At 60.6% G+C, this 20,376-nt stretch carries 19 protein-coding genes, 1 pseudogene and 1 riboswitch; of the genes and pseudogenes, 8 read left to right on the forward strand and 12 right to left on the reverse strand.

What is annotated here, in order from left to right:
• The 7 genes from FP026_RS16290 to oiaX all read right to left on the reverse strand — a co-directional run bounded on the left by FP026_RS16290 (position 1) and on the right by oiaX (position 7,888).
• Entirely contained in the window at positions 1-1,065 is a 1,065-nt protein-coding gene (locus FP026_RS16290; RefSeq protein WP_149635648.1) for an ABC transporter permease, read from the reverse strand.
• A complete protein-coding gene (locus FP026_RS16295) occupies positions 1,062-2,615 on the reverse strand; it encodes a sugar ABC transporter ATP-binding protein (RefSeq protein ID WP_149635649.1) in 1,554 nt (517 codons plus the stop codon). Before FP026_RS16295 ends, FP026_RS16290 begins: the two co-directional genes overlap by 4 nt.
• Entirely contained in the window at positions 2,612-3,256 is a 645-nt protein-coding gene (locus tag FP026_RS16300; protein ID WP_149635650.1) for a DUF2291 family protein, read from the reverse strand. Before FP026_RS16300 ends, FP026_RS16295 begins: the two co-directional genes overlap by 4 nt.
• Before the next feature lie 76 nt (positions 3,257-3,332).
• A complete protein-coding gene (locus FP026_RS16305; RefSeq protein ID WP_149635651.1) occupies positions 3,333-4,274 on the reverse strand; it encodes a D-ribose ABC transporter substrate-binding protein in 942 nt (313 codons plus the stop codon).
• Positions 4,275-4,352: 78 nt separating this feature from the next.
• Complete coding sequence (locus tag FP026_RS16310; protein ID WP_149635652.1) at positions 4,353-5,180, reverse strand: phosphogluconate dehydrogenase C-terminal domain-containing protein; 828 nt, start codon at positions 5,178-5,180, stop codon at positions 4,353-4,355.
• A 90-nt stretch (positions 5,181-5,270) separates the two neighbouring features.
• Positions 5,271-6,605, reverse strand: a complete 1,335-nt coding sequence (locus FP026_RS16315; RefSeq protein ID WP_149635783.1) for a four-carbon acid sugar kinase family protein — start codon at positions 6,603-6,605, stop codon at positions 5,271-5,273.
• A 23-nt stretch (positions 6,606-6,628) separates the two neighbouring features.
• Positions 6,629-7,888: a 3-oxo-isoapionate-4-phosphate decarboxylase OiaX gene (gene oiaX / locus FP026_RS16320; protein WP_149635653.1), complete on the reverse strand. Its 1,260-nt coding sequence runs from the start codon at positions 7,886-7,888 to the stop codon at positions 6,629-6,631.
• 185 nt (positions 7,889-8,073) lie between these two features.
• Between oiaX and FP026_RS16325 the strand changes: the two genes are divergently transcribed.
• From FP026_RS16325 to FP026_RS16345, 5 genes and pseudogenes are all read left to right on the forward strand, one after another.
• Positions 8,074-8,778 carry a transcriptional regulator NanR gene (locus tag FP026_RS16325; RefSeq protein ID WP_149635654.1) on the forward strand — a complete coding sequence of 235 codons (705 nt, stop codon included), beginning with the start codon at positions 8,074-8,076 and terminating at the stop codon, positions 8,776-8,778.
• Between the two features lie 92 nt (positions 8,779-8,870).
• Positions 8,871-9,083 (forward strand): hypothetical protein, encoded by a 213-nt coding sequence (locus FP026_RS16330; protein ID WP_149635655.1) that lies wholly within the window; start codon positions 8,871-8,873, stop codon positions 9,081-9,083.
• A gap of 200 nt (positions 9,084-9,283) precedes the next feature.
• Positions 9,284-10,156 carry an undecaprenyl-diphosphate phosphatase gene (locus FP026_RS16335; RefSeq protein ID WP_149635656.1) on the forward strand — a complete coding sequence of 291 codons (873 nt, stop codon included), beginning with the start codon at positions 9,284-9,286 and terminating at the stop codon, positions 10,154-10,156.
• A gap of 88 nt (positions 10,157-10,244) precedes the next feature.
• Positions 10,245-10,383: pseudogene (locus FP026_RS16340) on the forward strand (recombinase family protein); the annotation flags it as partial.
• A 73-nt stretch (positions 10,384-10,456) separates the two neighbouring features.
• Positions 10,457-10,858, forward strand: a complete 402-nt coding sequence (locus tag FP026_RS16345; RefSeq protein ID WP_149635657.1) for a hypothetical protein — start codon at positions 10,457-10,459, stop codon at positions 10,856-10,858.
• A gap of 158 nt (positions 10,859-11,016) precedes the next feature.
• Here the strand turns inward: FP026_RS16345 and thiD are convergent, their stop codons facing one another.
• From thiD to thiM, 3 genes are read right to left on the reverse strand one after another with little or no spacing between them, the layout of a single operon-like run.
• Positions 11,017-11,838, reverse strand: a complete 822-nt coding sequence (gene thiD / locus FP026_RS16355) for a bifunctional hydroxymethylpyrimidine kinase/phosphomethylpyrimidine kinase (protein WP_149635658.1) — start codon at positions 11,836-11,838, stop codon at positions 11,017-11,019.
• Positions 11,835-12,470 (reverse strand): thiamine phosphate synthase, encoded by a 636-nt coding sequence (gene thiE / locus FP026_RS16360; RefSeq protein WP_149635659.1) that lies wholly within the window; start codon positions 12,468-12,470, stop codon positions 11,835-11,837. The genes thiD and thiE overlap by 4 nt, the downstream gene beginning before the upstream one ends.
• On the reverse strand, positions 12,467-13,270 hold the full coding sequence (gene thiM / locus FP026_RS16365; protein ID WP_149635660.1) for a hydroxyethylthiazole kinase: 804 nt from the start codon (positions 13,268-13,270) through the stop codon (positions 12,467-12,469). The genes thiE and thiM overlap by 4 nt, the downstream gene beginning before the upstream one ends.
• 50 nt (positions 13,271-13,320) lie before the next feature.
• A riboswitch (TPP riboswitch) is annotated at positions 13,321-13,417 on the reverse strand.
• A 235-nt stretch (positions 13,418-13,652) separates the two neighbouring features.
• On the opposite strand from thiM, the gene FP026_RS16370 reads away from it, so the two are divergent.
• The 3 genes from FP026_RS16370 to FP026_RS16385 all read left to right on the forward strand — a co-directional run bounded on the left by FP026_RS16370 (position 13,653) and on the right by FP026_RS16385 (position 17,075).
• A complete protein-coding gene (locus FP026_RS16370) occupies positions 13,653-13,799 on the forward strand; it encodes a DUF1127 domain-containing protein (protein ID WP_015342994.1) in 147 nt (48 codons plus the stop codon).
• Positions 13,800-14,379: 580 nt separating this feature from the next.
• A complete protein-coding gene (gene yghU / locus FP026_RS16380) occupies positions 14,380-15,255 on the forward strand; it encodes a glutathione-dependent disulfide-bond oxidoreductase (RefSeq protein WP_149635661.1) in 876 nt (291 codons plus the stop codon).
• Positions 15,256-15,467: 212 nt separating this feature from the next.
• Entirely contained in the window at positions 15,468-17,075 is a 1,608-nt protein-coding gene (locus tag FP026_RS16385; protein ID WP_149635662.1) for a hypothetical protein, read from the forward strand.
• A gap of 15 nt (positions 17,076-17,090) precedes the next feature.
• On the opposite strand, the gene FP026_RS16390 is transcribed toward FP026_RS16385, so the two are convergent.
• Together FP026_RS16390 and FP026_RS16395 are read right to left on the reverse strand one after the other, a co-directional pair.
• Positions 17,091-18,464, reverse strand: a complete 1,374-nt coding sequence (locus FP026_RS16390) for a sigma-54-dependent transcriptional regulator (RefSeq protein WP_149635663.1) — start codon at positions 18,462-18,464, stop codon at positions 17,091-17,093.
• The gene (locus FP026_RS16395) at positions 18,461-20,323 is read right to left on the reverse strand and encodes a sensor histidine kinase (RefSeq protein ID WP_432444129.1); all 1,863 of its coding nucleotides are present in this window, start codon (positions 20,321-20,323) and stop codon (positions 18,461-18,463) included. The genes FP026_RS16390 and FP026_RS16395 overlap by 4 nt, the downstream gene beginning before the upstream one ends.
• Between the last annotated feature and the right edge of the window lie 53 nt (positions 20,324-20,376).

The following is a 20,376-nucleotide window of genomic DNA, read 5'->3' on the forward strand; positions in this document are numbered from 1 at the left end:
TCAGCCTGCCTTTGCCATTTGCATGAGAGTTACGCGCTGCTGGAGGCGCCGCTGCGCCTGATCCACGACGACCGCGATGATGATGACCAGCCCTTTGATGACCATCTGCCAGAAGGACGATACGCCCATCATCACGAGGCCGTCCGAAAGAATGCCGATAACGAAGGCGCCGATGATCGTGCCGCCGATGGTGCCGCGGCCGCCCGACATGGAAGTGCCGCCGAGCACGGCTGCCGCGATCGCGTTCAGCTCGAAGCTTTCGCCGGTTGCCGGATGCGCCGCCATCAGCTCCGACGAGATGACGATGCCGACAATGGCGGCGCAAAGCCCCGAGAACATGTAGACGAAGATCTTGACCACATCGACGCGGATGCCGGACATGCGCGCGGCGCGCTCGTTTCCGCCGACGGCGAAGATGTGCCGGCCGATCGGCGTCGAGCGGGCGACATAGGCGGCGGCAAGCGCGAGCACGATCAGGATCCAGATGGAAACGGGAAGACCGAGCAGGCGGCCGGCGCCGAAGACGTCGAAGCCTGTCGTATCGTATTCCGGCCGTCCGACAAGGTTCGGGAAGGTCTGCCCGTCGGAAGACAGCAGCGCAAGGCCGCGGGCGATATATAGCGTTCCGAGCGTGGCGATGAAGGGTGCGACGTTGAGCTTGGTAATGAGCAGGCCATTGATGAGCCCGATCACCAGCCCGACGGCCAGCGTGATGAGGATGATCTCGTAGATGTTGAAATAGACGGTATAGCCGATCGGCAATTCGATGCCGTTCAGGATGAGGGCGCCCGCCACCATGCCGCAAAGACCGACGATCGAACCGACCGAAAGATCGATCCCGCCGGTGACGATGACGAAGGTCATGCCCATGGCGAGAAACGCATTGAGCGCGACGTGCTTGGACATCAGGATGATATTGGCGGTCGAGGTGAAATTCGGAGCGAAGATCGCAAAGAAGATGATCACTGCAAAGAGCGCGATGAAGGTCCTGAGCTTCATCAGCGTCAGGAGAACGGAACCGTTCGGGCGATTGGCCGCAAGGCCGGAGGACGTATCTGCGGTCATGACGCGAGTTTCCCTGTATGTCCGTGTCCCTTGGCGGATGCCGCGATAATGGCCTCTTCCGTCGCTTCGCTTCGGTCGAGAACGGTCACGAGCTTGCCGTTGCTGAGTACCGCGATGCGGTCCGAAAGTGCCATGACCTCTTCAAGGTCCGATGTTGAAAACATGATTGCCAGGCCCTTGCCGGCGAGTCTGCGCATGGTGCGGAAGACATCGGCCTTGGCGCCGACATCGATGCCGCGGCTCGGTTCGTCCATCAAAAGCACCTTGGGGTCCGTCATCAGCGCCTTGCCGATGACGACTTTCTGCTGGTTGCCGCCGGACATGGAGGTGACCTCGAAATCCGGATTAGGCGCCTTGATCGAAAGATCGCGGATCATGTCGCGAATGGCACTCTTTTCGGCACCCGGATCGATATGGAAAAACAGCCGGGCGAAGCGGCCGAGGCTCGCAAGCGTCAGGTTGCTGGCGATGGACAGGACCTGCACCAGCCCTTCGCGCTGGCGGTCCTCGGGGATCAGTGCAAGGCCGTGCCGGATGCGCCGGGTGGTGTCGCGTGCGTGAACTTCGACCCCATCGATGTAGATCCGCCCGCTCGAATGCATATGCCGGCCCATCACGCATTCGAAGAATTCGCTGCGTCCGGCACCCATCAGGCCGTAGATGCCGAGGATTTCGCCGGCGCGCACCGACAGCGAGACATGATCGACGGCAAGGCCGCCCGTACGTCTCGGCAGGCTGATCTCTTCGGCACGGAAAGCCTCCTTGCCGATCGCATGGCCACCGTCCCTGGCGAAATCCTTGGCATCCGATCCGATCATCGACCGGACGATCCATTTCGTATCGATTTCGCGAACCATGGCCTGGCCGGTGATCTGCCCGTCGCGCAGCACGGTGATGTAATCGCCGATCCGCATCAGCTCTTCCAACCGGTGCGAGATATAGACGATCGCGACACCGTGAGCCTTCAGTTCCGCGATAACCTTGAACAGAATGTCGACTTCCGCCGCGGATAGCGCCGATGTCGGCTCGTCCATGATCAGGATGCGGGCATCGAGCGAGATGGCCTTGGCGATCTCGACAAGCTGCTGCTGCCCGATCGGCAGGTCCTCGACCATGGTCTCGGCGCCTATGCCGGCATCGAGCCGATCCAGAAACTCGTTTGCCTTTACGACTTGCGCCCTGTGATCGATACCGAAGATGCCGCGGGTGATTTCGCGGGTGGCAAAGATATTTTCGGCCACCGTCATGTTGGCGAAGAGATTGAGCTCCTGGAAGATCATGCCGATACCGCGAGCCTGCGCGTCGGCCGGGCTCGCAAAGGAGACGTCCTCGCCATCGAGCAAGATGCGGCCCGAGGTCGGCCGTTCGACGCCGGCGATGATCTTCATCAGGGTAGATTTGCCGGCGCCGTTTTCGCCGACGAGCACGTTGACCGCGCCGCGGTGCAGCTCGAGGTTGGCATGCTTTACGGCGACGATGCCGGAATAGACCTTGGAAACGTCCTCCAGGCGCAGGATGATGTCGTTGCTTGGCGTTTCGCTCATGGTCATTGCCCCAATGTCAGGGCCGAAGGGGTGATTAAAGGAAGCTGGCCGGATGCGGGCAACGGAAACGCGCCGATCACAGTGATCGTCTTTCCGATCAGCCCGTCGTGCGGCAGCGCCGCCAGAAAGGATGAGTTTACCTTCTCATTGAAAGCCTTGCCGAATTGAGCCCATTCGATCTGGTTCCTGAATTCGTTGAAGTCCAGGAAATCCAGCGCGTCGCGCAGCGCCGTGCCGCGGATCGCCGGACCGATCTGTACCTTCGCGTCCGCCTTGCCGTCACCATCCACATCGACATCGAGGGTTCCGGCGCGGGAGGCGGTATCGGCAGCGACGATCTTGCCGCTCAGCTTGACGGCATAGGTCCAGGGCGATGAAGCCTGTTTTCGCGGATTTCCGTATTTCGCCCCGGCCTCGTCCGGATTCGATGCTATGGCCTGCAATACCGTCTTGATGTCGCCTGCGCGCTTCTCGATGCCCGGCACGACTTTGGATTGCCAGATAGCCTCGACCTTTGCTGCGGGATCGAAGGCACTCTTTGCTGCCGCCGCGGCTTTCTCCTCGGGCGTCGGTGTCTTGATAATCTTGCAGCCGGGCAATGCCGCGGCCAATACAAAGGCCACGAGCGCGCCTCTGATCCTCAACATGCAATGCACCTCGATCTCGCAGAAAAACATCCGGAGAGCGCGGTTTTGCCGCGCCCTCCAACCTAGTGGTCCGGCATCAGTTCTTCAGCGCGAAGGTCTCAAGCTTATCGGCATTGTCGGCATTGATGAGGACGCAATCCATCAACTGCTTCTCATCCTTCGGCGCCGTCTTGTTCTTGATGTAGGCGTCGGCCTGTTCGACCGCCTTCTGGGCCTGGGCATAGGCCGGCTGCATGACGGTCGCCTTGATGCCGCCCGCCTTGATCGAGTCACGCACATCATTGGAGCCGTCGAAGCCGACGACGATCACGTCCTTGCGGCCGGCGGCCTGTAGGGCGGCAATCGCCCCCATTGCCATCGTATCATTGCCTGATATCACGCCCTTGATGTCAGGATTTGCCTGAAGGATGGTTTCCATCTTGGCGTAGGCTTCAGTCTGGCTCCAGTTCGCCGACTGCTTGGCGACAAGCTTCAGGTCCGGATAGTCGTCGATGACGTCGTGATAGCCCTGCGAGCGGATACCGGCATTGGTATCGGCTTCGCGGCCGACGAGTTCGGCATAATTGCCTTTCTCGCCCATCAGCTTGACGAATTCCTGCGCGCCGAGCTGTGCGCCCTGATAATTGTTGGAAACGATCTGGGCGACGGCGATGCCGGTGACGTTGATTTCGCGGTCGATGAGGAAGGAAGGAATGCCCGCATCCTTGGCCTTCTTCAGGGCAGCGACCGTTGCGTCCGCACCGGCATTGTCGAGGATGATGGCCTTGGCGCCGCGGCCGATGGCGGTGTCGATAACTTCCGATTGCTTGTTTGCATCGTCGTCATGCGTCATGACCAGCGTCTCGTAACCCAGCTCCTTTGCCTTGGCTTCGGCCCCGACGGCCTCTGCCTTGAAGAAGGGATTGTCGAAAGCCGGCGTGATGATGGCGATCAGATCGGCCGCGAAGGCCGGCATCGCCGTGCCCAGCGCCAGTGCGCCGGTGAAGGCTACAAGTGTCAGTCTGCGTGTTAGTTTCATGGTCTCCTCCCAGTTATGAAACAGGCCCTGTTCCCGGCAGGGCAGTAGGGGAGGGCGACGCCCTCCCCGGGACGTCGATCAGGTGATGCGACGGATGCTGTCTGCGATTTCCTGCGGTTCGAAGACCTTCTTCCAGTCGTCGCGCATCAGGGCAGGAATGCCGAATTCGATCGCCTTGTTGCAGGCATCGGAGAATACGCCGTCGACTTCCTTGAAGATGACGGCGCCGAGCACGTTCATGTGGCCGAGCAGGAAGTCGCGGGCGGCCTCCGCCGGAACGCCGCGGGCGACGCACTCATCCATGGCCTGGCGCATGATGACGAGCAGCGAGGCGCATACGGTTTCGGAAAGACCCGGTTCCAGCATCGCCATCTGCTCGACGGTGACGCGGTGCGAACGCATGACGGGCGCCCAGATGACCTTGGCGATTTCCTCGCCGAGAGCATAGGCGCTCTCCGGTCCCTGCATCAGTGCCGAAACGATGTGCTGCTTGGCGAAGAGGCCACCGAAATGGTCCTTCTTCGCCTGCATGTCGGTCTCGTCGTTGAAGATCGGCGGATGGCAAGGATGGGTGACGAAGTAGGTGAGGTCTTCGCGCTGCGGCAGATGGCCGGCAAACGGGGCGGCAGCGTCAAGAGCGACGACCATGATGCCGGGCTTAAGCTTGTCGACGATGCTGGCGGCGACTTTGCCGATCGCCGTATCCGGTACTGCAAGGATCACGACGTCCGCGCCATCGAGCGCGGCGTCGGCAGGCACGCAATCGACGGAAAGGTCATTCTTCAGGCGCGCCTTGCCGGCATCGCTGACCTCGACATGGCGCACATCGAAGCGCGAGCCTTTCAGGTTCTTGGCGAGCCGGTAGCCCATTTTGCCTCCGGCGCCGAAAAGAGCAATTGCAGTCATGTTGGTACCTCGTTCACTTTCAGAGTGTGGTAGCGCAAGTGGTATGATGAGTCAATGAGTATGCCAACGGCATCGCGGAAAATGGCGAGGCTAGGATCCCCTGCCATCGCGGATCTGCGCGAAGTAATCGTCAGTGCCGACCTGCCCGCCTTTCAGCGCGATCTGCAGGCCATTGGTGGGCGCGTAGCTGCCATGGGCGGTGCAAAGCGGCGATCCCGGTGTTTGCGGTAATGGGAGAAGTGTCGTCAGGGCTTCGACACGCAATTCCTTGAGCGCGTGGCTCGACGTATCACCGCCGGCGATGACGGCGCGACCGAAATTTTCCTGCTCGATCAACCGTCGCAGGATCGTGCCGAGAGCCTGCCCCAGGCGATGCCGGGCGCCGGGAATGCGGTCGATATCGCCGCCGCGGTCGGCGGACGGGCCGAGAGCCGTATGAAGAATGACGCTGCGGCCGGCCTTGAGGCTGGCCACGCCCGCAGCGACCGCTGCGTCGAGAGCACGCTCGGCGCTCTCGCCGACAAGCGACAATGGATCGAGATCGATGCCGTCAAAACCGTCGGCCGCTGCGCGGCGGATTTGCCGCTCGGTTGTCGGCGATACGCTGCCGGAGACGACGGCGAGGCGATCGACCTTGCCCGGAGGGGCGAAATCCGGCTTTTCTTCGATCAGGCCTTCGTTGCGCCAGGCATTCAAAAGGGCATATTCGACACCAGAGGAACCCGCGACGAAGGCGTTGCCCTTGCTCGCAAGACGCCAGAGCTGGTGACCCGCGGCTGCCTGGGTTTCCGGACTGTCGACATCGAGAAGTAGGATGCCCGCCTTTTCGGCCGCCAGCGCATCGATCCGATCGTTGGCATTGGCCGCTTGGATGGTGACGATATCCGCGAGGCTGACGGGGAGGGACGTCTGCCTGCTCAGATGCACGGTCAGATCGGCCTCATCCATCGGCGTGACCGGATGGCGGCTCATGACCGGATGCCTGTCGATGCGGAATACCTGGCCCTGATAAGCCGCGAAAAGGTGGCCGAAAGCGGTGTAGCGTTTCAGCTGCGGCGCTCCGACCACAACAGGGACGACGGATTGCTTGAATAGCGCCTTGCCGATCTCGATCGCCTTGCCGATGTTTCCGACCTTGGGGCTGGAATCGAAGGTCGAGCAGACCTTGTAGTGGCATACGGCGGCATCGAGGCTCTTGAGCCATTCGAATGCAGGCGTCAGATGCTCGTTCATCCATTGCGGCGTTTCGCTGCGGCTGGTGCCGGCAATGCCGATGGCGCGACAATCCTTGATGCGCTCCAGCATCGCCTCGCTCGGGATGCCGAGGAAGAGGGCCGTCGGCACGCCGTTCGAGGCGAGGGCCTCCATGACGTCGGTGGAGCCGGTGAAGTCATCGCCATAATAGCTGAGAAGAAGGTTGGACATTGCTGGAAGACTGGACATCGCTGTTAGGCGTCCTTGCCGTCACTGAATTTTGCGATCGAGGCGGCAAGCTCCGGATGATCCCTCGCATAGTCGGCCAGCGGTATGTCCGAAACCGCCGCCTGCCAGGCCTGTTGGATCGCTCGCACTCCAGCGGCCGGTCCGAAGGGATGGCTGACGATGCCGCCGCCGCAGAGATAGAGAAGGTCCGTGGTCCGGCCGGTGCGTTGGTAGGTTTCGGGCGCCTGTCCTCCCCATTGACCGGAACCCGCAACCGGAAGCGGACAGTCAGACGGATCGAAAAGTGGCGTACTGACCGCCTTGAAGGATTCGACGAAGCTGTCGTCGGGTTCCCAGTATTTGACCCTGATGCCGTTGATCTGGAACTGATCCACGCCGAGCAGGCGCCAGAACTGCTGGTAAACTTTGAAATCCATGCCGGCGCCGGGATGGCGGGTCAGGATATCCCAGCCATTGCGATGCGCATGCAGCACCAGCCCGGAGCGCTTGCGCAGGAAGCTCATGCCGCCGAAGCCGATGGAGTTGATGTTGACGACGGCGCAATTCCCTCCGGCCTTCAATACCAGATCGTGGTTGCGCATCATCTCGTCGGGATCGGCATGCGAAATGCCGAAGGCATACATGACCTTCTTGCCGGTCTTCTGCTCGTGATCAAGGATCAGCGGCATGATGGCTTCGACACGTTCTTTGAGCGGCGAATAGGCCGGGCTCATCAGTTTCTCGTCGTCCTTGATGAAATCGACCCCGGAGCCGATCAGCTCGCCGACGAGGGCGGCCGTTTCCTTCGGCCGCAAACCAAGCGCCGGCTTGACGATCGTGCCGATGATGGGACGGCCGCTGACGCCGGTCAGGCGCATGCTGCCGGCGACCCCGAACTGCGGGCCGGGATGTGCATCACGAAAGGCATCCGGCAGCTTCATGTCGATGATGCGGATGCCGGTCATCCCCTTGAGCGAGAAGACACCGCCGATCGCGATCGTCATGAGTGCCGCAAGATCGGTGCCGATCGCATCCAGCGGAAAGGCGATATCGACGTCGGCGCGGTGGATCGGGCCGTGCCCTTCCGCGGCTTCCGGCCAGGTCGGACGCTCCGTATCGGCAAGCGGGCGAATCGCGGTGACACGGGCAGCGACGCGCGCCTTGAGCTCTTCCGTTTCGCCGGGAACCGCGACGAAAGTGCCGGTCGATTGATCGCTGGCGATTTTACGGGCCATCGCCTCGATGCTGCCTGATGTTTCGATACGATAGGTAACGGTGATGGTCATAAGCGACTGAATGCTCCTCTCGCCGACGATTTTCACGTGGCGTAAACTGGTAATCTGGTATAATGAGTATTCCAACTTCTGCAACGATTTTTTTACCCGGCAGTCGATAACACGTTTCGTATGGGCTTCCGCCGCGGCGGCCAAAAATGCATAAGGGAGAAAAGGCTTTGGGAAAGCGGGGTTCCATGGGCCAGCCTGTCGAACAAATTGTACGTCGAAAGCTGTCCGATGAGGTATTCGACCGGCTGGAGCGGTTGATCACATCGGGAGAACTCAAACCTGGTGACGAGATGCCGTCCGAACGCGTCCTCATGGAGCGTTTCGGGGTGGGACGTCCGGCGATCCGCGAGGCAATGCAGGCCCTTGCCAATATGGGGCTGGTCAACATTTCCCACGGCGAGCGCGCCAAGGTGCTCCAGCTCACGGCGAAATCGATCTTCCGGCAAGTCGACCTGACCGCCAAGATCATGCTCTCCCAATCGTCCGACTCACTCGAACATTTGAAGAGCGCGCGCATCTTCTTCGAGCGCGGCATGGCGCGCGAAGCGGCGCAGCGCGCCACCGAAAAAGATATCGCCGATCTTCACGACATCATCGAACGTCAACGCGCTTCCTTGGGTGATGCCGAGGAATTCATTTCGGCCGATATGCAGTTCCACACGCGCATTGCGCAGATTTCCGGCAATCCGATTTTCGCCGCCGTCAGCGAGGCCATGCTGGCATGGCTGAAGGCCTATCATACCGACATGCTGATCTGGACCGGCAAGGAAAAGTTCACGCTGGTCGAGCATGAGGAAATCCTCGCGCGCTTGGCGAAGAACGATGCCGATGGAGCAGAACAGGCGATGCTCAAGCATCTGGAAAGGTCGCGCGCGCTCTATACGAAGTGACGTTCGCCTTAACGGCTGATGGGCGAGGGTCGTTGTCCTAATTCCTCCCCATTCCTTGTGGAATCTGGCGATATTCAAACGAGGTGTGCGTAATGGGCAATTTCATTCAGCGGAATATGGCGATCTTCCTGGCTCCTGTTCTGACAGTGGCCGCCATAACCCTGTACAATCTGGTTTGCCTCGTATTGAGGCATCATCATGAGATATTGCACGAGCTTCATCGTGCGGCCGGCGCGATGGTCTTGCTCATCGCATTCTACGGCATTATCCGCTACATGCAGTCGCTGCCGGATGACGAAAGCTAGAAATACGTCAAACCCGGAAATCAAAGCCGGCAATTTCAGATAGAGTTCAGCCTTCTCGGCTATATCCTCGGCCTGTCACTATTGCGAACGCGGTGACGCCTTCCGTAGCCGTTGCCATTTTCGTGTTGCAAAACAGTCTCATAGCTAGTTCGTCGCACCGTTTCGGTGCAAAGCCCCGAAAGAACTGAGGATATCAAAACGTGGCTGATGTTTGTACGCAAGGCGTAGACACGGGCTTTGTTGCCCTGGGCTATGCCAAGATCGCGATACTGGGTGTCGTGCAGGGATTGACCGAGCTTCTGCCGGTCTCCTCCACCGCCCATATGCGCCTGGTCCCGGCCTTGCTCGGCTGGCAGGATCCAGGTTCGGCCTTTTCTGCCGCAATGCAGCTTGCGGCCCTTGCCGCCATCGTCTCTTATTTCTGGAGCGATGTTCGTTACGTCACCTTCGGATCGCTCGATGCCATCAGGCAACGGGATTGGCGCTCGCCCGCGATGCGGCTTGCGATCGCCATCGTCATTGCAACGGTGCCGATCGCAATCGCAGGCCTCTTGCTTTCGAAGTCGTTGAATGCCTGCGGCACATCTTTCCGCAGCCTTTGGGTGATCGGCATCGCCTGCCTGGTCATGGGCCTGCTTCTGGCGGTCGCCGAACTCTACAGCCGTCACAGGAAGGGCATCGAGCAGATGACGCTGATGGATGCCCTGTTCGTCGGCATCACCCAGGTCGGTGCGCTGGTTCCCGGCGTCTCGCGCTCGGGTTCTACGCTGACTGGTGCACTTTTCCTCGGCCTGAAGCGTGACGAAGCCGCACGGTTTTCGTTCCTGCTCGGCTTGCCGGCCATCGCGCTTGCCGGCTTGAAGGAGCTCTTTGAGCTATACAAGGCTCATATTCCGATGGAAGCCTGGTCTGTCCTGATCGTCGGGCTGATTGTCGGCAGCATATCCTCCTTCGTCGCCATCTGGGGACTGATGCGCTTTCTGGAGCGTTTCTCGACCTGGCCTTTTGTCATCTACCGCATCGTGCTCGGCGTCGTCATCCTCTTCGGCGTGCTGACCATGGGATGGGCTTGAACGGCCCGAACCAGCCGGCCGCAAAGCTTCAATATCGGCGCTGCCTTGGAGGCAGCGCCTTTTTCATTCCGGGCCGTTACCTGAGGACGAGACCACCATGGCAAAGCGCGCCACGTCCTTTTCCGTTCCGTGCAAGGAACTCGGCATCGAGCGCGTCACCCGCTATCGATATGTCATTCGAAGGGGAACTTAGGGACTATGGAAAGCGGGTTCTTGGATTGGCGTAGAGCCGCTAATCCGGTTGACTTCGATGCCCAATAACCTAGGATTTTTAAATAGCCTTCATTTGGAGATGAAAGCGTGCGCAATCAGGTCCTAAGAGATTATCTTTTCTACCTTTCGCCTGCAGTTCTCATCCCAATGTTTCTTTATCTTCTCGATGACCACATAACGGTGGTGAACCTTTTTAAGATTGGCTTGCTTTTCCCGCTCCTTATGCTGGCTATGAAGGGGCTAACAGTCTTCTTCCCTGCAGAGAATTTGAGGGAAAGATCTTTAGGACGGATGGCCGAATACGCTATTTTGCAATCTTTGGTTTTTGCTGCATTTATGGTGCTGTTTGGCGGGTTCATGCAGCCGGACTTGCAATCAACTCTCTCGTCCGCCTTAAAACCTTTCGCAATAGCCGTGCTCATCATGGGCTCTTTCAATTTTTTCACGGCAGTCCAGGCTCAGAAAAAACTTCGCGCAACTAAACCGTGAGATTCTCCGGTAGAGCTTAGCGTAGGTTTCCGTCCCTCCCGCAAACGACCCCTTGATGGCAACCTTTGCGCCCTCCCGAGCAAAGGCCGTTGCGATGGCAGCGCCGAGACCGCGCCCGGTGCCTGAAACGATGACGATCTGCTCCTTCAGTGACAGGCTCATTTCTCCACTCCTTTTCCGTCCGTCCAAAGGGCATGGAAATGCTGCACAGGTCCGTGGCCGCTTCCAACGGAAAGCTGGCCTGCGGCGGCAACTGCGGCGGCAAGATAGGCTTTGGCGGCGGCGACGGCTTCGGGGAGCGGCAGGCCCTTGGCGATCTCGGCGGCGATGGCGCTGGAAAGCGTACAGCCCGTTCCATGTGTGTTCTTCGTCGGCAGTCGCTCGGCTTCGAACCAGGTCAGGCGGTCGGCGCTTGCCAACACATCCGGACTTTCGCCACCCGCAAGATGACCTCCCTTGACCAGGACGGCCGAAGGTCCGAGCGCTGCAAGCGCAAGCGCCTGGTGGGCCATGTCTTCGCGATTTCTTGCCTCCGTGTCGTGCAGCAGCGCCGCGGCCTCGGGCAGGTTCGGCGTAATGACCGTCGCCAGTGGCAGCAGCCGCGTGGTGAGCACGTCGACGGCGTCGGCGGCAAGCAAGGCGGCGCCGCCCTTGGCGATCATGACGGGATCAAGCACGACGGGCACATTGCGATGTCGCGCCAGAATGTCCGCGACCGCGTCGGCGATCGCGGCGTTGGCGATCATGCCGATCTTGACCGCATCGACGCGGATATCGGCGAAGATCGCATTCATCTGGTCCGCCACGAAAGAGGGTGGCACGGGATGGACGCCGGTGACGCCTTGCGTGTTCTGCGCCGTCAGTGCGGTCAGAGCCGCCATTCCATAAACGCCGCGGGCGGAGAAGGCCTTCAGGTCGGCCTGGATGCCGGCGCCGCCTGATGGGTCGGAGCCGGCGATGGACAGAACATTGCGGATCATTGGCGAACCTCCTTGATGGCGTTTGCGATGAGGGCCGTCGCCGCTCCCGGGTCCGCTTGGCCACAGATGGCGGATACGACCGCAAGGCCGTCCGTGCCGGCCGAGAAAACCTCTCTCGTGTGCTCCGCCTTGAGGCCGCCGATCGCGACTGATGGAACCGGGCAGAGCCCTACGATGCGGGCAAGACCGTCTAAGCCGATCGGTTGCTTGTGATTGGGCTTGGTCTGTGTGGCAAAGACCGGACCGATGCCGGCATAGTCAACGATACCGGTATCTATGGCGGTAGCGAGAGCCTCCGTTTCCACCGAGAGGCCGAGGATCATGTCCGGCCCGATCAGGCGGCGTGCTTCGGCGGCATTCATGTCCTCTTGTCCGATATGCAGGCCATCGGCGCCGATGGCGATGGCCGCTTCGACATTGTCGTTGACGATCAGCCGGGCATTGGTTCCTTGCAGGATCTGTTTGAGCGCGCGGCCCGTCTCGATTATGGCTGCGGTCGGAGCGTGCTTATCGCGCAGCTGTACGATCGTGGCGCCGCCGGCAACGGCTGCGCGGGTTGTTTCGATCATGCCCAGCTCGGCACACAGCACGGGATCGAGGACGAGGTAGAGCGAGAGATCGAAGTCTTTCATGCTGCCGATATCCTTGCGTCGCGATCGAGAATCTCCGGGGTAAGAGCAGCGAGAGCATCAAGGAAGCGCCAGGAGAATGATCCGGGACCATCGGCTGTCGCTCCAGCCTGCGCACCGGCGACGGCAAAGACCGCGAGTGCCGCTACGGTCGCATCGAATGGCTCATTCGGCGTTGCTGCCGCAAAGGCGCCGACGAGGCAGGTGAGCGAGCAGCCGAGCGCCGTTACCTGCGGCATGAATGGCGATCCGCCGGCAATGCGCTTGGCCTTCCGTGCGTCCGTCACGAAATCCGTGACGCCGGTAACGGCGACCACGCAGCCGTGCTTTACAGCGAGCTGCCGGGCGGAATCTTCCGCCTGTTCGACGGCGTCGCGGCTATCGACGCCCTGGCCGCGGCTCGCGCCGCCGGCAAGCGCGATGATCTCGGATGCATTGCCGCGAATGATCGTCGGCCGCAGCTCCAGCAATTGCGCAATCGCCTTGCGACGAAACCCTGTCGCATAGTGGGCAACGGGATCGAGGACCCACGGCTTGCCGGCGTCGTTTGCCGACCGCGCTGCTTTCAGCATGCCCGCAAGCCAGCCCGCCGAGAGCGTGCCGATATTGATCGTCAGCGCGCCGGAGATCGCGGCAAACTCACCCGCTTCCTCTTCGGCATGTACCATCGCCGGCGATGCCCCGGTGGCGAGCATCACGTTGGCCGCGATATTCATGGCGACGAAATTGGTGATGCATTGCACCAGAGGCGGGTTCGCCCGCATGGTATGAAGCAGAGTGCCTGCTGTAAGTTTGTGTTGCATGTCGCCCCTTTCGGGCGGGCGAGACGCAAAGGGACGACGTGCTGAACTTCGCGAGGTCCCGAGCGACTCCCTCCGCCAGCATGATCTGGTTCAGGTTCGAAGGGTGCTTCTCAGCCCGCCGGAAAGCGGACGCCCCTGTCTCTCATCTCCCTTCTTTTCGCAGACAATGGCGGTGCTGTCATCAGCAAATCACAAAGGCCTCAGCGATGATTGGAGTTGGGAACCGCCTTATTTCCGGGCGAGATATGCAATAACTGCATTGGTGCAGTGATCTCTTAGCTCTGCAAAAGACTGAGGGGATCGACTATATATTTCTCATCGAAGCGACGGGAGCGCCAAGCACGGCCGCTCAGCTTCGAAAGCCCAAGGAAAGGGGATCATCATGAACGTAGCACGCTCTTTCAATAACTGGCGCAAGTATCGTCAGACGGTCGCCGAACTGGGCCGTATGTCCACGCGCGAACTGCATGACCTGGGTATCGATCGCGGCGAAATCCGCAATGTTGCCCGCGCAGCGATCGCTCGCTAACGGCCGCAGCGGCTCCTTATAAAGCTGAATTATGCCAGCGCCTGTTCCCCCGAGCAGGCGCTTTTGTTTTGTCCGGGAAGGACGGGTTCAGGCTCTTTTGCTGGGCTGCAAGCAGACCGATAAAGCCGGCCGCTTTTCGCATAACGCATAACTGCCTTGCAAAGAAATGCCTATCCTGTGTGCAAAAATCGGCTATTCTCATCTCCATCGAAGCGATGCATCTCCTCCCGCATCCCTTCGTTTTTGCAGACGTCCTTCTCCTCCTCCCAGGGACGACTGCAGGAACAGCGGCACTCCTCCTCCCGTTCGCTGTTCGGTTCTTGTAAAAAGCCTGCCGCTCCTCCTCCCGCGGCGGGCTTTTTCGTTTCAGGCCACATTTAACCGATTTCCGCCTCATCCTCGCCGGCCGTAGCACGCGTCGGAACGCGGTCATTGCCGTTGCACCATCTCCGATCGCGACCTGTTTGAAAACCGAAGATCTCCCCTCGCAAAAATAAACGGCCGTCACTATGTGCGACAGCTGTAGCGCGCTACATCGAAGACCACCCCCAACGTGATTCCCCGAAACAGGAGGATGCCCATGACCGGTTCTGCCGAATACACGCCGCCGAAGATCTGGACCTGGAACAAGGCCAATGGCGGCCAGTTCGCCAATATCAACCGTCCGATCGCAGGGCCAACCCACGAAAAGGAACTGCCCGTCGGACGTCATCCGCTGCAGCTCTATTCGCTAGGAACGCCGAATGGCGTGAAGGTCACCATCATGCTCGAAGAGCTGCTGGCACTCGGCAACAGCGGCGCGGAATATGATGCCTGGCTGATCAAGATCGGCGAGGGCGATCAGTTCGGCAGCGGTTTCGTCGACGTCAATCCGAATTCGAAGATCCCGGCTTTGATGGACCGCAGCGGCCCGAAGCCGGTCCGCGTCTTCGAATCGGCATCGATCCTGATGTATCTCGCCGAAAAATTCGGTGCCTTTCTGCCGACCGAGCAGCCGGCCCGCGCCGAATGCCTGTCCTGGCTGTTCTGGCAGATGGGCAGCGCGCCTTATCTCGGCGGCGGCTTCGGTCATTTCTATGCCTATGCTCCGACGAAGATCGAATATGCGATCGATCGCTTCGCCATGGAAGTGAAGCGCCAGCTCGACGTCCTCGACCGTCGTCTTGCCGAAAGCGAATATATCGCCGGCAGCGATTACACCATCGCCGATATTGCCATCTGGCCGTGGTATGGCGGTCTTGCCAAGGGCTGGCAGTACGGCGCTGGCGAATTCCTGCAGGTGCAGGATTATAAGAATGTTCAGCGCTGGGCAGAGCAGGTCTACTCGCGTCCTGCCGTCAAGCGCGGCCGCATGGTCAATCGCATGTCGGGCGATCCGTCCGAGCAGCTGCGTGAGCGCCACGAGGCCAGCGACTTTGAGACCAAGACGCAAGACAAGATCGAACCGGCAAGCTGACAGGCAGTTTTGCTCGTTATTTCTTCGAACCCGCGGTCTCCGGATCGCGGGCTTTTTATTGGTTTTGCCAGCGATCTTCGTGAGGTGGCCAAGTCAGCCTCGCTCCATCTTGCCGGGTCTAATGTCCCGCTGCCGAAGCTTTATCGCCCGGCAGAGAACGCAAGGCACTCCTGCAATGCGTTTCATCGATGACGCAAAAGGAATGCTTCTCCATGCAGCAAGTTGCTGACGATAATGCCCTGGACAACAATGTCATCGCAGGCGCGTCGTCGCAGCAATCGAGTGGGAAAAGAGAGGCGCTTTTAAAGTGCCTGGTTTCCGGCGGTGACGAGCGACTGGATTGCGATGCAGCCAGCGGCCTCAATATGTATGGTTATGGCCCGGCACCTCGTCCGAGCGACCTTGCTTTCGGCTCTTCCACCGCATCGACCATTTCCGCCGACGCCTTTGCCGAAGTCGAAACCTACTACGCCGATCTAGTCGGCGAAATGGAAACCGGCTCGGCTGCAGCTATCTATGAGCGTGAAATTGGACGAGTGCGCCACGATCTGCTGCGTCTGCTTGGTCTCAACCAGGTCGCCGGACAACCGCATGTCGACGCGATCCTGGCAACATCGGGCACGGACATCCATCTCTTTGCTGCCTCGCTTCTGGCGCGTGAGGATGATCGAGCCTTGATGACCATCACGCTGATGGGCAACGAGACGGGCAGCGGCGTCATGACCGCTGCCGCCGGCCGCCACTTCATGGGACGCGTCAGCAGCGACAAGGCTGTTGCAAAGGGCGAGGAGCTGCGGCCCGGCGATGCGACGCGCAATGCGACCATCGCCGTGCGCAACAAGGACGGTTCTCTTCGTGTCGATAGCGAGGTCGAGGAAGAATTGCGCGGCCTGATCGAGCTCGGCCGGGCGGCGGGCTTGAGATGCCTGCTCGTCGTGACCGATGTGTCGAAGACCAGCCTTCTCGCGCCGAGCCTGGATAGCGTATTGCGCCTCAAGGCGCGTTTCGGCGACGCGCTCGACATCATGATCGATGCCTGCCAGTTCCGCCTCTCGGCGGCTACGATCCGCGCCTACCTCGCCCATGGTTTCATGGTGGCCCTGACGGGATCGAAGTTTCTTGCCGGACCGATTTTCAGCGGCGTTCTTTTGTGCCCACCGCAGATGTCGGAACGTTTTAAACATCGCCCCCTGCCGGCGGCTCTCGCCGATTATTGTGGCAGGGCCGAATGGCCACAGGGTTGGGCAGCGCGGGAAACCTTGCCCGAGCGCGCCAATTTCGGCTTGCTGCTCCGCTGGAAGGCTGCCTTGTTCGAGCTTCAATCCTTCGTCGCTCTTCCGGAAGAACAGGTCATAACCGTCCTCTCCACTTTCGCCGACGCCGTAACCGCCAGGCTTGCCGATGATCCTGCCTTTGCGTTGCTGGACAGCCGCGCCCTTGATCGGCGGTGCCTGTGGGGCGTGCCGTCGGCGCGCCGCTGGGATGAAATCCCTTCGATCTTTTCGTTCTATCTGCGCGACGCTGGCAATGCAGGTGTCTTGAACGCAGCCGAGACCGCAGCCGTCTACAAGGAGCTGACGATCGAGGAAGATGGGTTCGCCGCCGTGCGCATTGGCCAGCCCGTACGCTGCGCCGATTTCGGCGAGATGCCAGCCAGCGCCCTTCGCATTTGCCTGAGCGCGCCCTTGGTCGTGCAGGCTGCCAGGAGCGCGGACGCCCTTGCAGGCGTTATCGATCAGGCCATGCTGGTGCTCGACCGGACGGCGGAGATTGCGGCACGGCATGCTTCCGTAGCGGACTTAAGGCTCGCGAGCGCCTAGAGGCCGGCACTTCCGTCAGCTTCTGCGATCGTCACCGTCAAGGCCGGCGAAATCGCCCCTGACGATCCCGTGGCGCTGAAGCTTGTCGTAGAAAGTCTTCCTCGGAATACCCAGCGCCTCTATCGTCTTCCTGACGTCGCCATTGTTTTGCTGCAGGCTCTCGCGGATAAGTTCCGCCTCGTAGCGCTCGACGCGGACAGGCAATGAAAGCCCTGCCTCGACCGTCGGTGCGTCGCCGGATTTCGGCAAGACGCTTGCCTCCAGTCCAAGCACGAAGCGTTCGGCAAAGTGCGAGAGTTCGCGAACGTTGCCCGGCCAGTCGTGCTGCTGCAGATGGCGACGCACGGTGGTGGTAATGGCCGGCACGTCGCGCTTGAAGCGGCTGGCGGCGCGCTCGGCAAAATAGCCAAAGAGCAGGGGGATGTCGTCACGCCGTTCCCGCAGCGGCGGGATGGAAAGCGTGACGACATTGAGACGATAGTAGAGATCTTCGCGAAAATCGCCGCGCTGGCCTGGATCGCTGAGATCGACCTTTGCGGCCGCCACGACACGGAGATCGACCGGACGAACTTCGTTCGTCCCGAGCGGCGTCACCTCGCGCATTTCCAGCACGCGCAGCATCTGCACCTGGATTGCCGGCGGCATACTTTCGATTTCGTCGAGAAATAGTGTTCCCGCGCTCGAATGCTCGATGCGCCCGATGCGCTTCTTCTGCGCACCGGTGAAGGCGCCTGGTTCGTGGCCGAAGAGCTCGCTCTCTATCACGGTTTCGGGCAGGGCGCCGCAATTCAGCGCAACGAAATTGCCCTTGGCGCGGCGGCTCCAATGGTGCAGCAGGCTTGCCACCACTTCCTTGCCGCTACCCGTTTCTCCGGTCACCAGCACATCGACATCCGTATCGGCGATCTGCCGCAGCGTATGGCGCAAACGTTCAATTGCCGGGGTCTGGCCGATCAGCGGCAGATCGCCCTGGGCCTGCTCCGCCGCCTGTCGCAGAGCGCGGTTCTCCAGAACGAGGCGTCGCTTCTCGGCCGCGCGCCGCACGCTCTGCACCAATCGATCCGTGGCGAAAGGCTTGGCGATGAAATCATAGGCGCCATCCTGGATTGCCTGAACCGCCATCGGTATATCGCCATGGCCCGTCATCAGGATGACAGGCAGATCTGCGTCGAACCTTTTGATGTGGGCGAAGAGCTGCTGGCCATCCATCTGCGGCATGCGGATATCGGAGACGACGACACCGGCAAAGCCGGCATCCAGCGCGTTCAGTGCTTCGATCGCAGCAGGGAAGGCGGAGACGGTAAAGCCAGCAAGTTCAAGGGTCTGCTTCGTCGCCCTTAGCAGATCCTTGTCATCATCGACGAGGAAGACGGGGAAATTGTCGTTCATGCTGTGGCCTTGCGCAAGTGGACGGTGAAGCGGGTGCCGCCGCCGGTGCTCTCGACATCGATCCGGCCGCCATAATCGACGACGATATCCTTGGAAATGACGAGGCCGAGACCGAGGCCCTTTTCCTTGGATGTATTGAAGGGCGTGAACAGCTGGTCGAGGATTGCGGCGGGGATGCCCGGCCCGTTATCCGAGACGACGATCTCCACATCATCAGAGGTCTCGCACACCGAAACCTCGACCTTGGCCTGCTCGCGGCCTTCCAGAGCTTCCAGTGCATTCTGGAAAAGGTTGATCAACACCTGCTCCAGCCGGATGCGCGTGCCGACGACGAGGAGACCTGTCGGCGGCAGGTCGATTTTCAGCGCGTCGAGGCGGCCGGCAAACCGGCTTCTGAGCAGGACGACAGCACCTTCGATCGCACTTCTGATGTCCACCGGCTCGGGCGCCGTTCTTCCCTTGCGGCCAAAGGCCTTCAGTTCTTCGGTGATGGTGCCGATGCGCTCGGTCAGCGCCGCGATCGCAGACAGATTGTCCTTGACCGGCTCCGTCTGCTTCCTGTCGAGGAAGACATGCGCATTCTCGGCATAGGCACGGATCGTCGCCACGGGCTGGTTGATCTCGTGAGCGACGCCGGCGGCGACCTGACCGAGAATGGCGAGGCGGTTGGCCTGCACAAGATCCTGCTGCACACCCTGCAGCTTGGCCTCCGTTGCCCGGTGGTCGGCGATCTCCGCTTCCAGCCGATCGCGGGCACGGCTGAGGTCCTCGGTGCGCTCCAGAACGCGGCGCTCCAGCTCCTCGCGGGCGAGCCTGCTGACGGCGATCTGCATGACGGAGACATGGCGGCGACGCAACAGGAAGCCAGCGAAGGCAAGGATCGGCAGCAGGACGGTCAAAGCAAGGAAGCGCGTCTCGCGCATGGAGGAGGCAATTGTCTGATCGGTCGGGATGAGATAGCCGAGCTGCCAGGGCGTCGAAGGGATTGCGGTCGTCAGCCGCAAATATTCGGCGGCGCTGCTGCCGGGCAGGACGGCGCGAACAATGGTCGCGTCCGGACCTACGGTTTCCGGACGGCTGACCGGCAGCGGTGAGAGCGGAGCGGCGCCGAATTGCAGACTCTTGCGAATGGCTGCTGCTTCTTCTCGGCCAAGTGACGTCGTCGTCATGAAGCGCCATGAAGGCAGGTTGGTAATGAGGATGACGCCGCGTTCGTCGGTCACATAAGCAGGCCGGCCGCTCTCGCTCCAGTCGGCCTCCAGCTGATCGAATTCCATTTTCACCACGACAACGCCTAATGCCGAACCGGCATCGCCGACGCGGCGCGAAATATAGAGACCGGGGCGATTGCTGATCGTACCAAGCGCGTAGTGCTCGGCGGTTCCCGCCTCCATGGCTTTGCTGAAGTAGTCGCGGAAAGAATAGTCGTTGCCAACGAAGCTCAAGGGTTCCCGCCAATTGCTGGAAGCCATCGTGATCCCGTCCTTGCCGATGACATAGAGGACCGAAGCGCTGGTGCCGGAAACGAGGTTCTCCAATTTGCGATCCAAGGCAACGATATCGTCGATCCGCCGTCCCGCGAGAGCCTCACGTACCTGCAGATCGTCCGCCAGCAAGAGCGGCAAGGCGCGCGGACGCTCGAGGACTGCTCGCAAAAGGGCGACCTTGAGATTGGCGTCGGTATGCGCCTGCCTCTGCAGTGTCTCAATCGCGGAAACACGGCCATAGAAGCTTGCGCCATAAAGGGTGACCCCAATGATGGCGGCGCATAGGAACGCGAACGCGAGCCAAACCCGGCGGGAGCGCCGGCTAAGTTGCTCTGGCGTCAAAAGTCGATCTGTGGCGGCGCGCTGTAGCATCACCATATTGTGCATGTTTCCGCGCTTATCGCAATTCAATCTGTGCGGATCAC

It is taken from the genome of Martinezella tropici (assembly GCF_008370325.1).
In the GTDB taxonomy this organism is placed as follows: Bacteria; Pseudomonadota; Alphaproteobacteria; order Rhizobiales; family Rhizobiaceae; genus Rhizobium; species Rhizobium tropici_B.

What these genes read in the sequence shown, in the direction of transcription:
- thiD (WP_149635658.1), bottom strand. Translation starts at nt 11,838, where the DNA reads ATGATCCGCAATGTTCTGTCCATCGCCGGCTCCGACCCATCAGGCGGC.
- FP026_RS16315 (WP_149635783.1), bottom strand. Translation starts at nt 6,605, where the DNA reads ATGTCCAACCTTCTTCTCAGCTATTATGGCGATGACTTCACCGGCTCC.
- FP026_RS16390 (WP_149635663.1), bottom strand. Translation starts at nt 18,464, where the DNA reads ATGAACGACAATTTCCCCGTCTTCCTCGTCGATGATGACAAGGATCTG.
- thiE (WP_149635659.1), bottom strand. Translation starts at nt 12,470, where the DNA reads ATGAAAGACTTCGATCTCTCGCTCTACCTCGTCCTCGATCCCGTGCTG.
- FP026_RS16330 (WP_149635655.1), top strand. Translation starts at nt 8,871, where the DNA reads ATGGGCAATTTCATTCAGCGGAATATGGCGATCTTCCTGGCTCCTGTT.
- FP026_RS16290 (WP_149635648.1), bottom strand. Translation starts at nt 1,065, where the DNA reads ATGACCGCAGATACGTCCTCCGGCCTTGCGGCCAATCGCCCGAACGGT.
- FP026_RS16295 (WP_149635649.1), bottom strand. Translation starts at nt 2,615, where the DNA reads ATGACCATGAGCGAAACGCCAAGCAACGACATCATCCTGCGCCTGGAG.
- FP026_RS16325 (WP_149635654.1), top strand. Translation starts at nt 8,074, where the DNA reads ATGGGCCAGCCTGTCGAACAAATTGTACGTCGAAAGCTGTCCGATGAG.
- oiaX (WP_149635653.1), bottom strand. Translation starts at nt 7,888, where the DNA reads ATGACCATCACCGTTACCTATCGTATCGAAACATCAGGCAGCATCGAG.
- yghU (WP_149635661.1), top strand. Translation starts at nt 14,380, where the DNA reads ATGACCGGTTCTGCCGAATACACGCCGCCGAAGATCTGGACCTGGAAC.
- FP026_RS16395 (WP_432444129.1), bottom strand. Translation starts at nt 20,323, where the DNA reads ATGCTACAGCGCGCCGCCACAGATCGACTTTTGACGCCAGAGCAACTT.
- FP026_RS16310 (WP_149635652.1), bottom strand. Translation starts at nt 5,180, where the DNA reads ATGACTGCAATTGCTCTTTTCGGCGCCGGAGGCAAAATGGGCTACCGG.
- FP026_RS16370 (WP_015342994.1), top strand. Translation starts at nt 13,653, where the DNA reads ATGAACGTAGCACGCTCTTTCAATAACTGGCGCAAGTATCGTCAGACG.
- FP026_RS16300 (WP_149635650.1), bottom strand. Translation starts at nt 3,256, where the DNA reads ATGTTGAGGATCAGAGGCGCGCTCGTGGCCTTTGTATTGGCCGCGGCA.
- FP026_RS16305 (WP_149635651.1), bottom strand. Translation starts at nt 4,274, where the DNA reads ATGAAACTAACACGCAGACTGACACTTGTAGCCTTCACCGGCGCACTG.
- FP026_RS16385 (WP_149635662.1), top strand. Translation starts at nt 15,468, where the DNA reads ATGCAGCAAGTTGCTGACGATAATGCCCTGGACAACAATGTCATCGCA.
- thiM (WP_149635660.1), bottom strand. Translation starts at nt 13,270, where the DNA reads ATGCAACACAAACTTACAGCAGGCACTCTGCTTCATACCATGCGGGCG.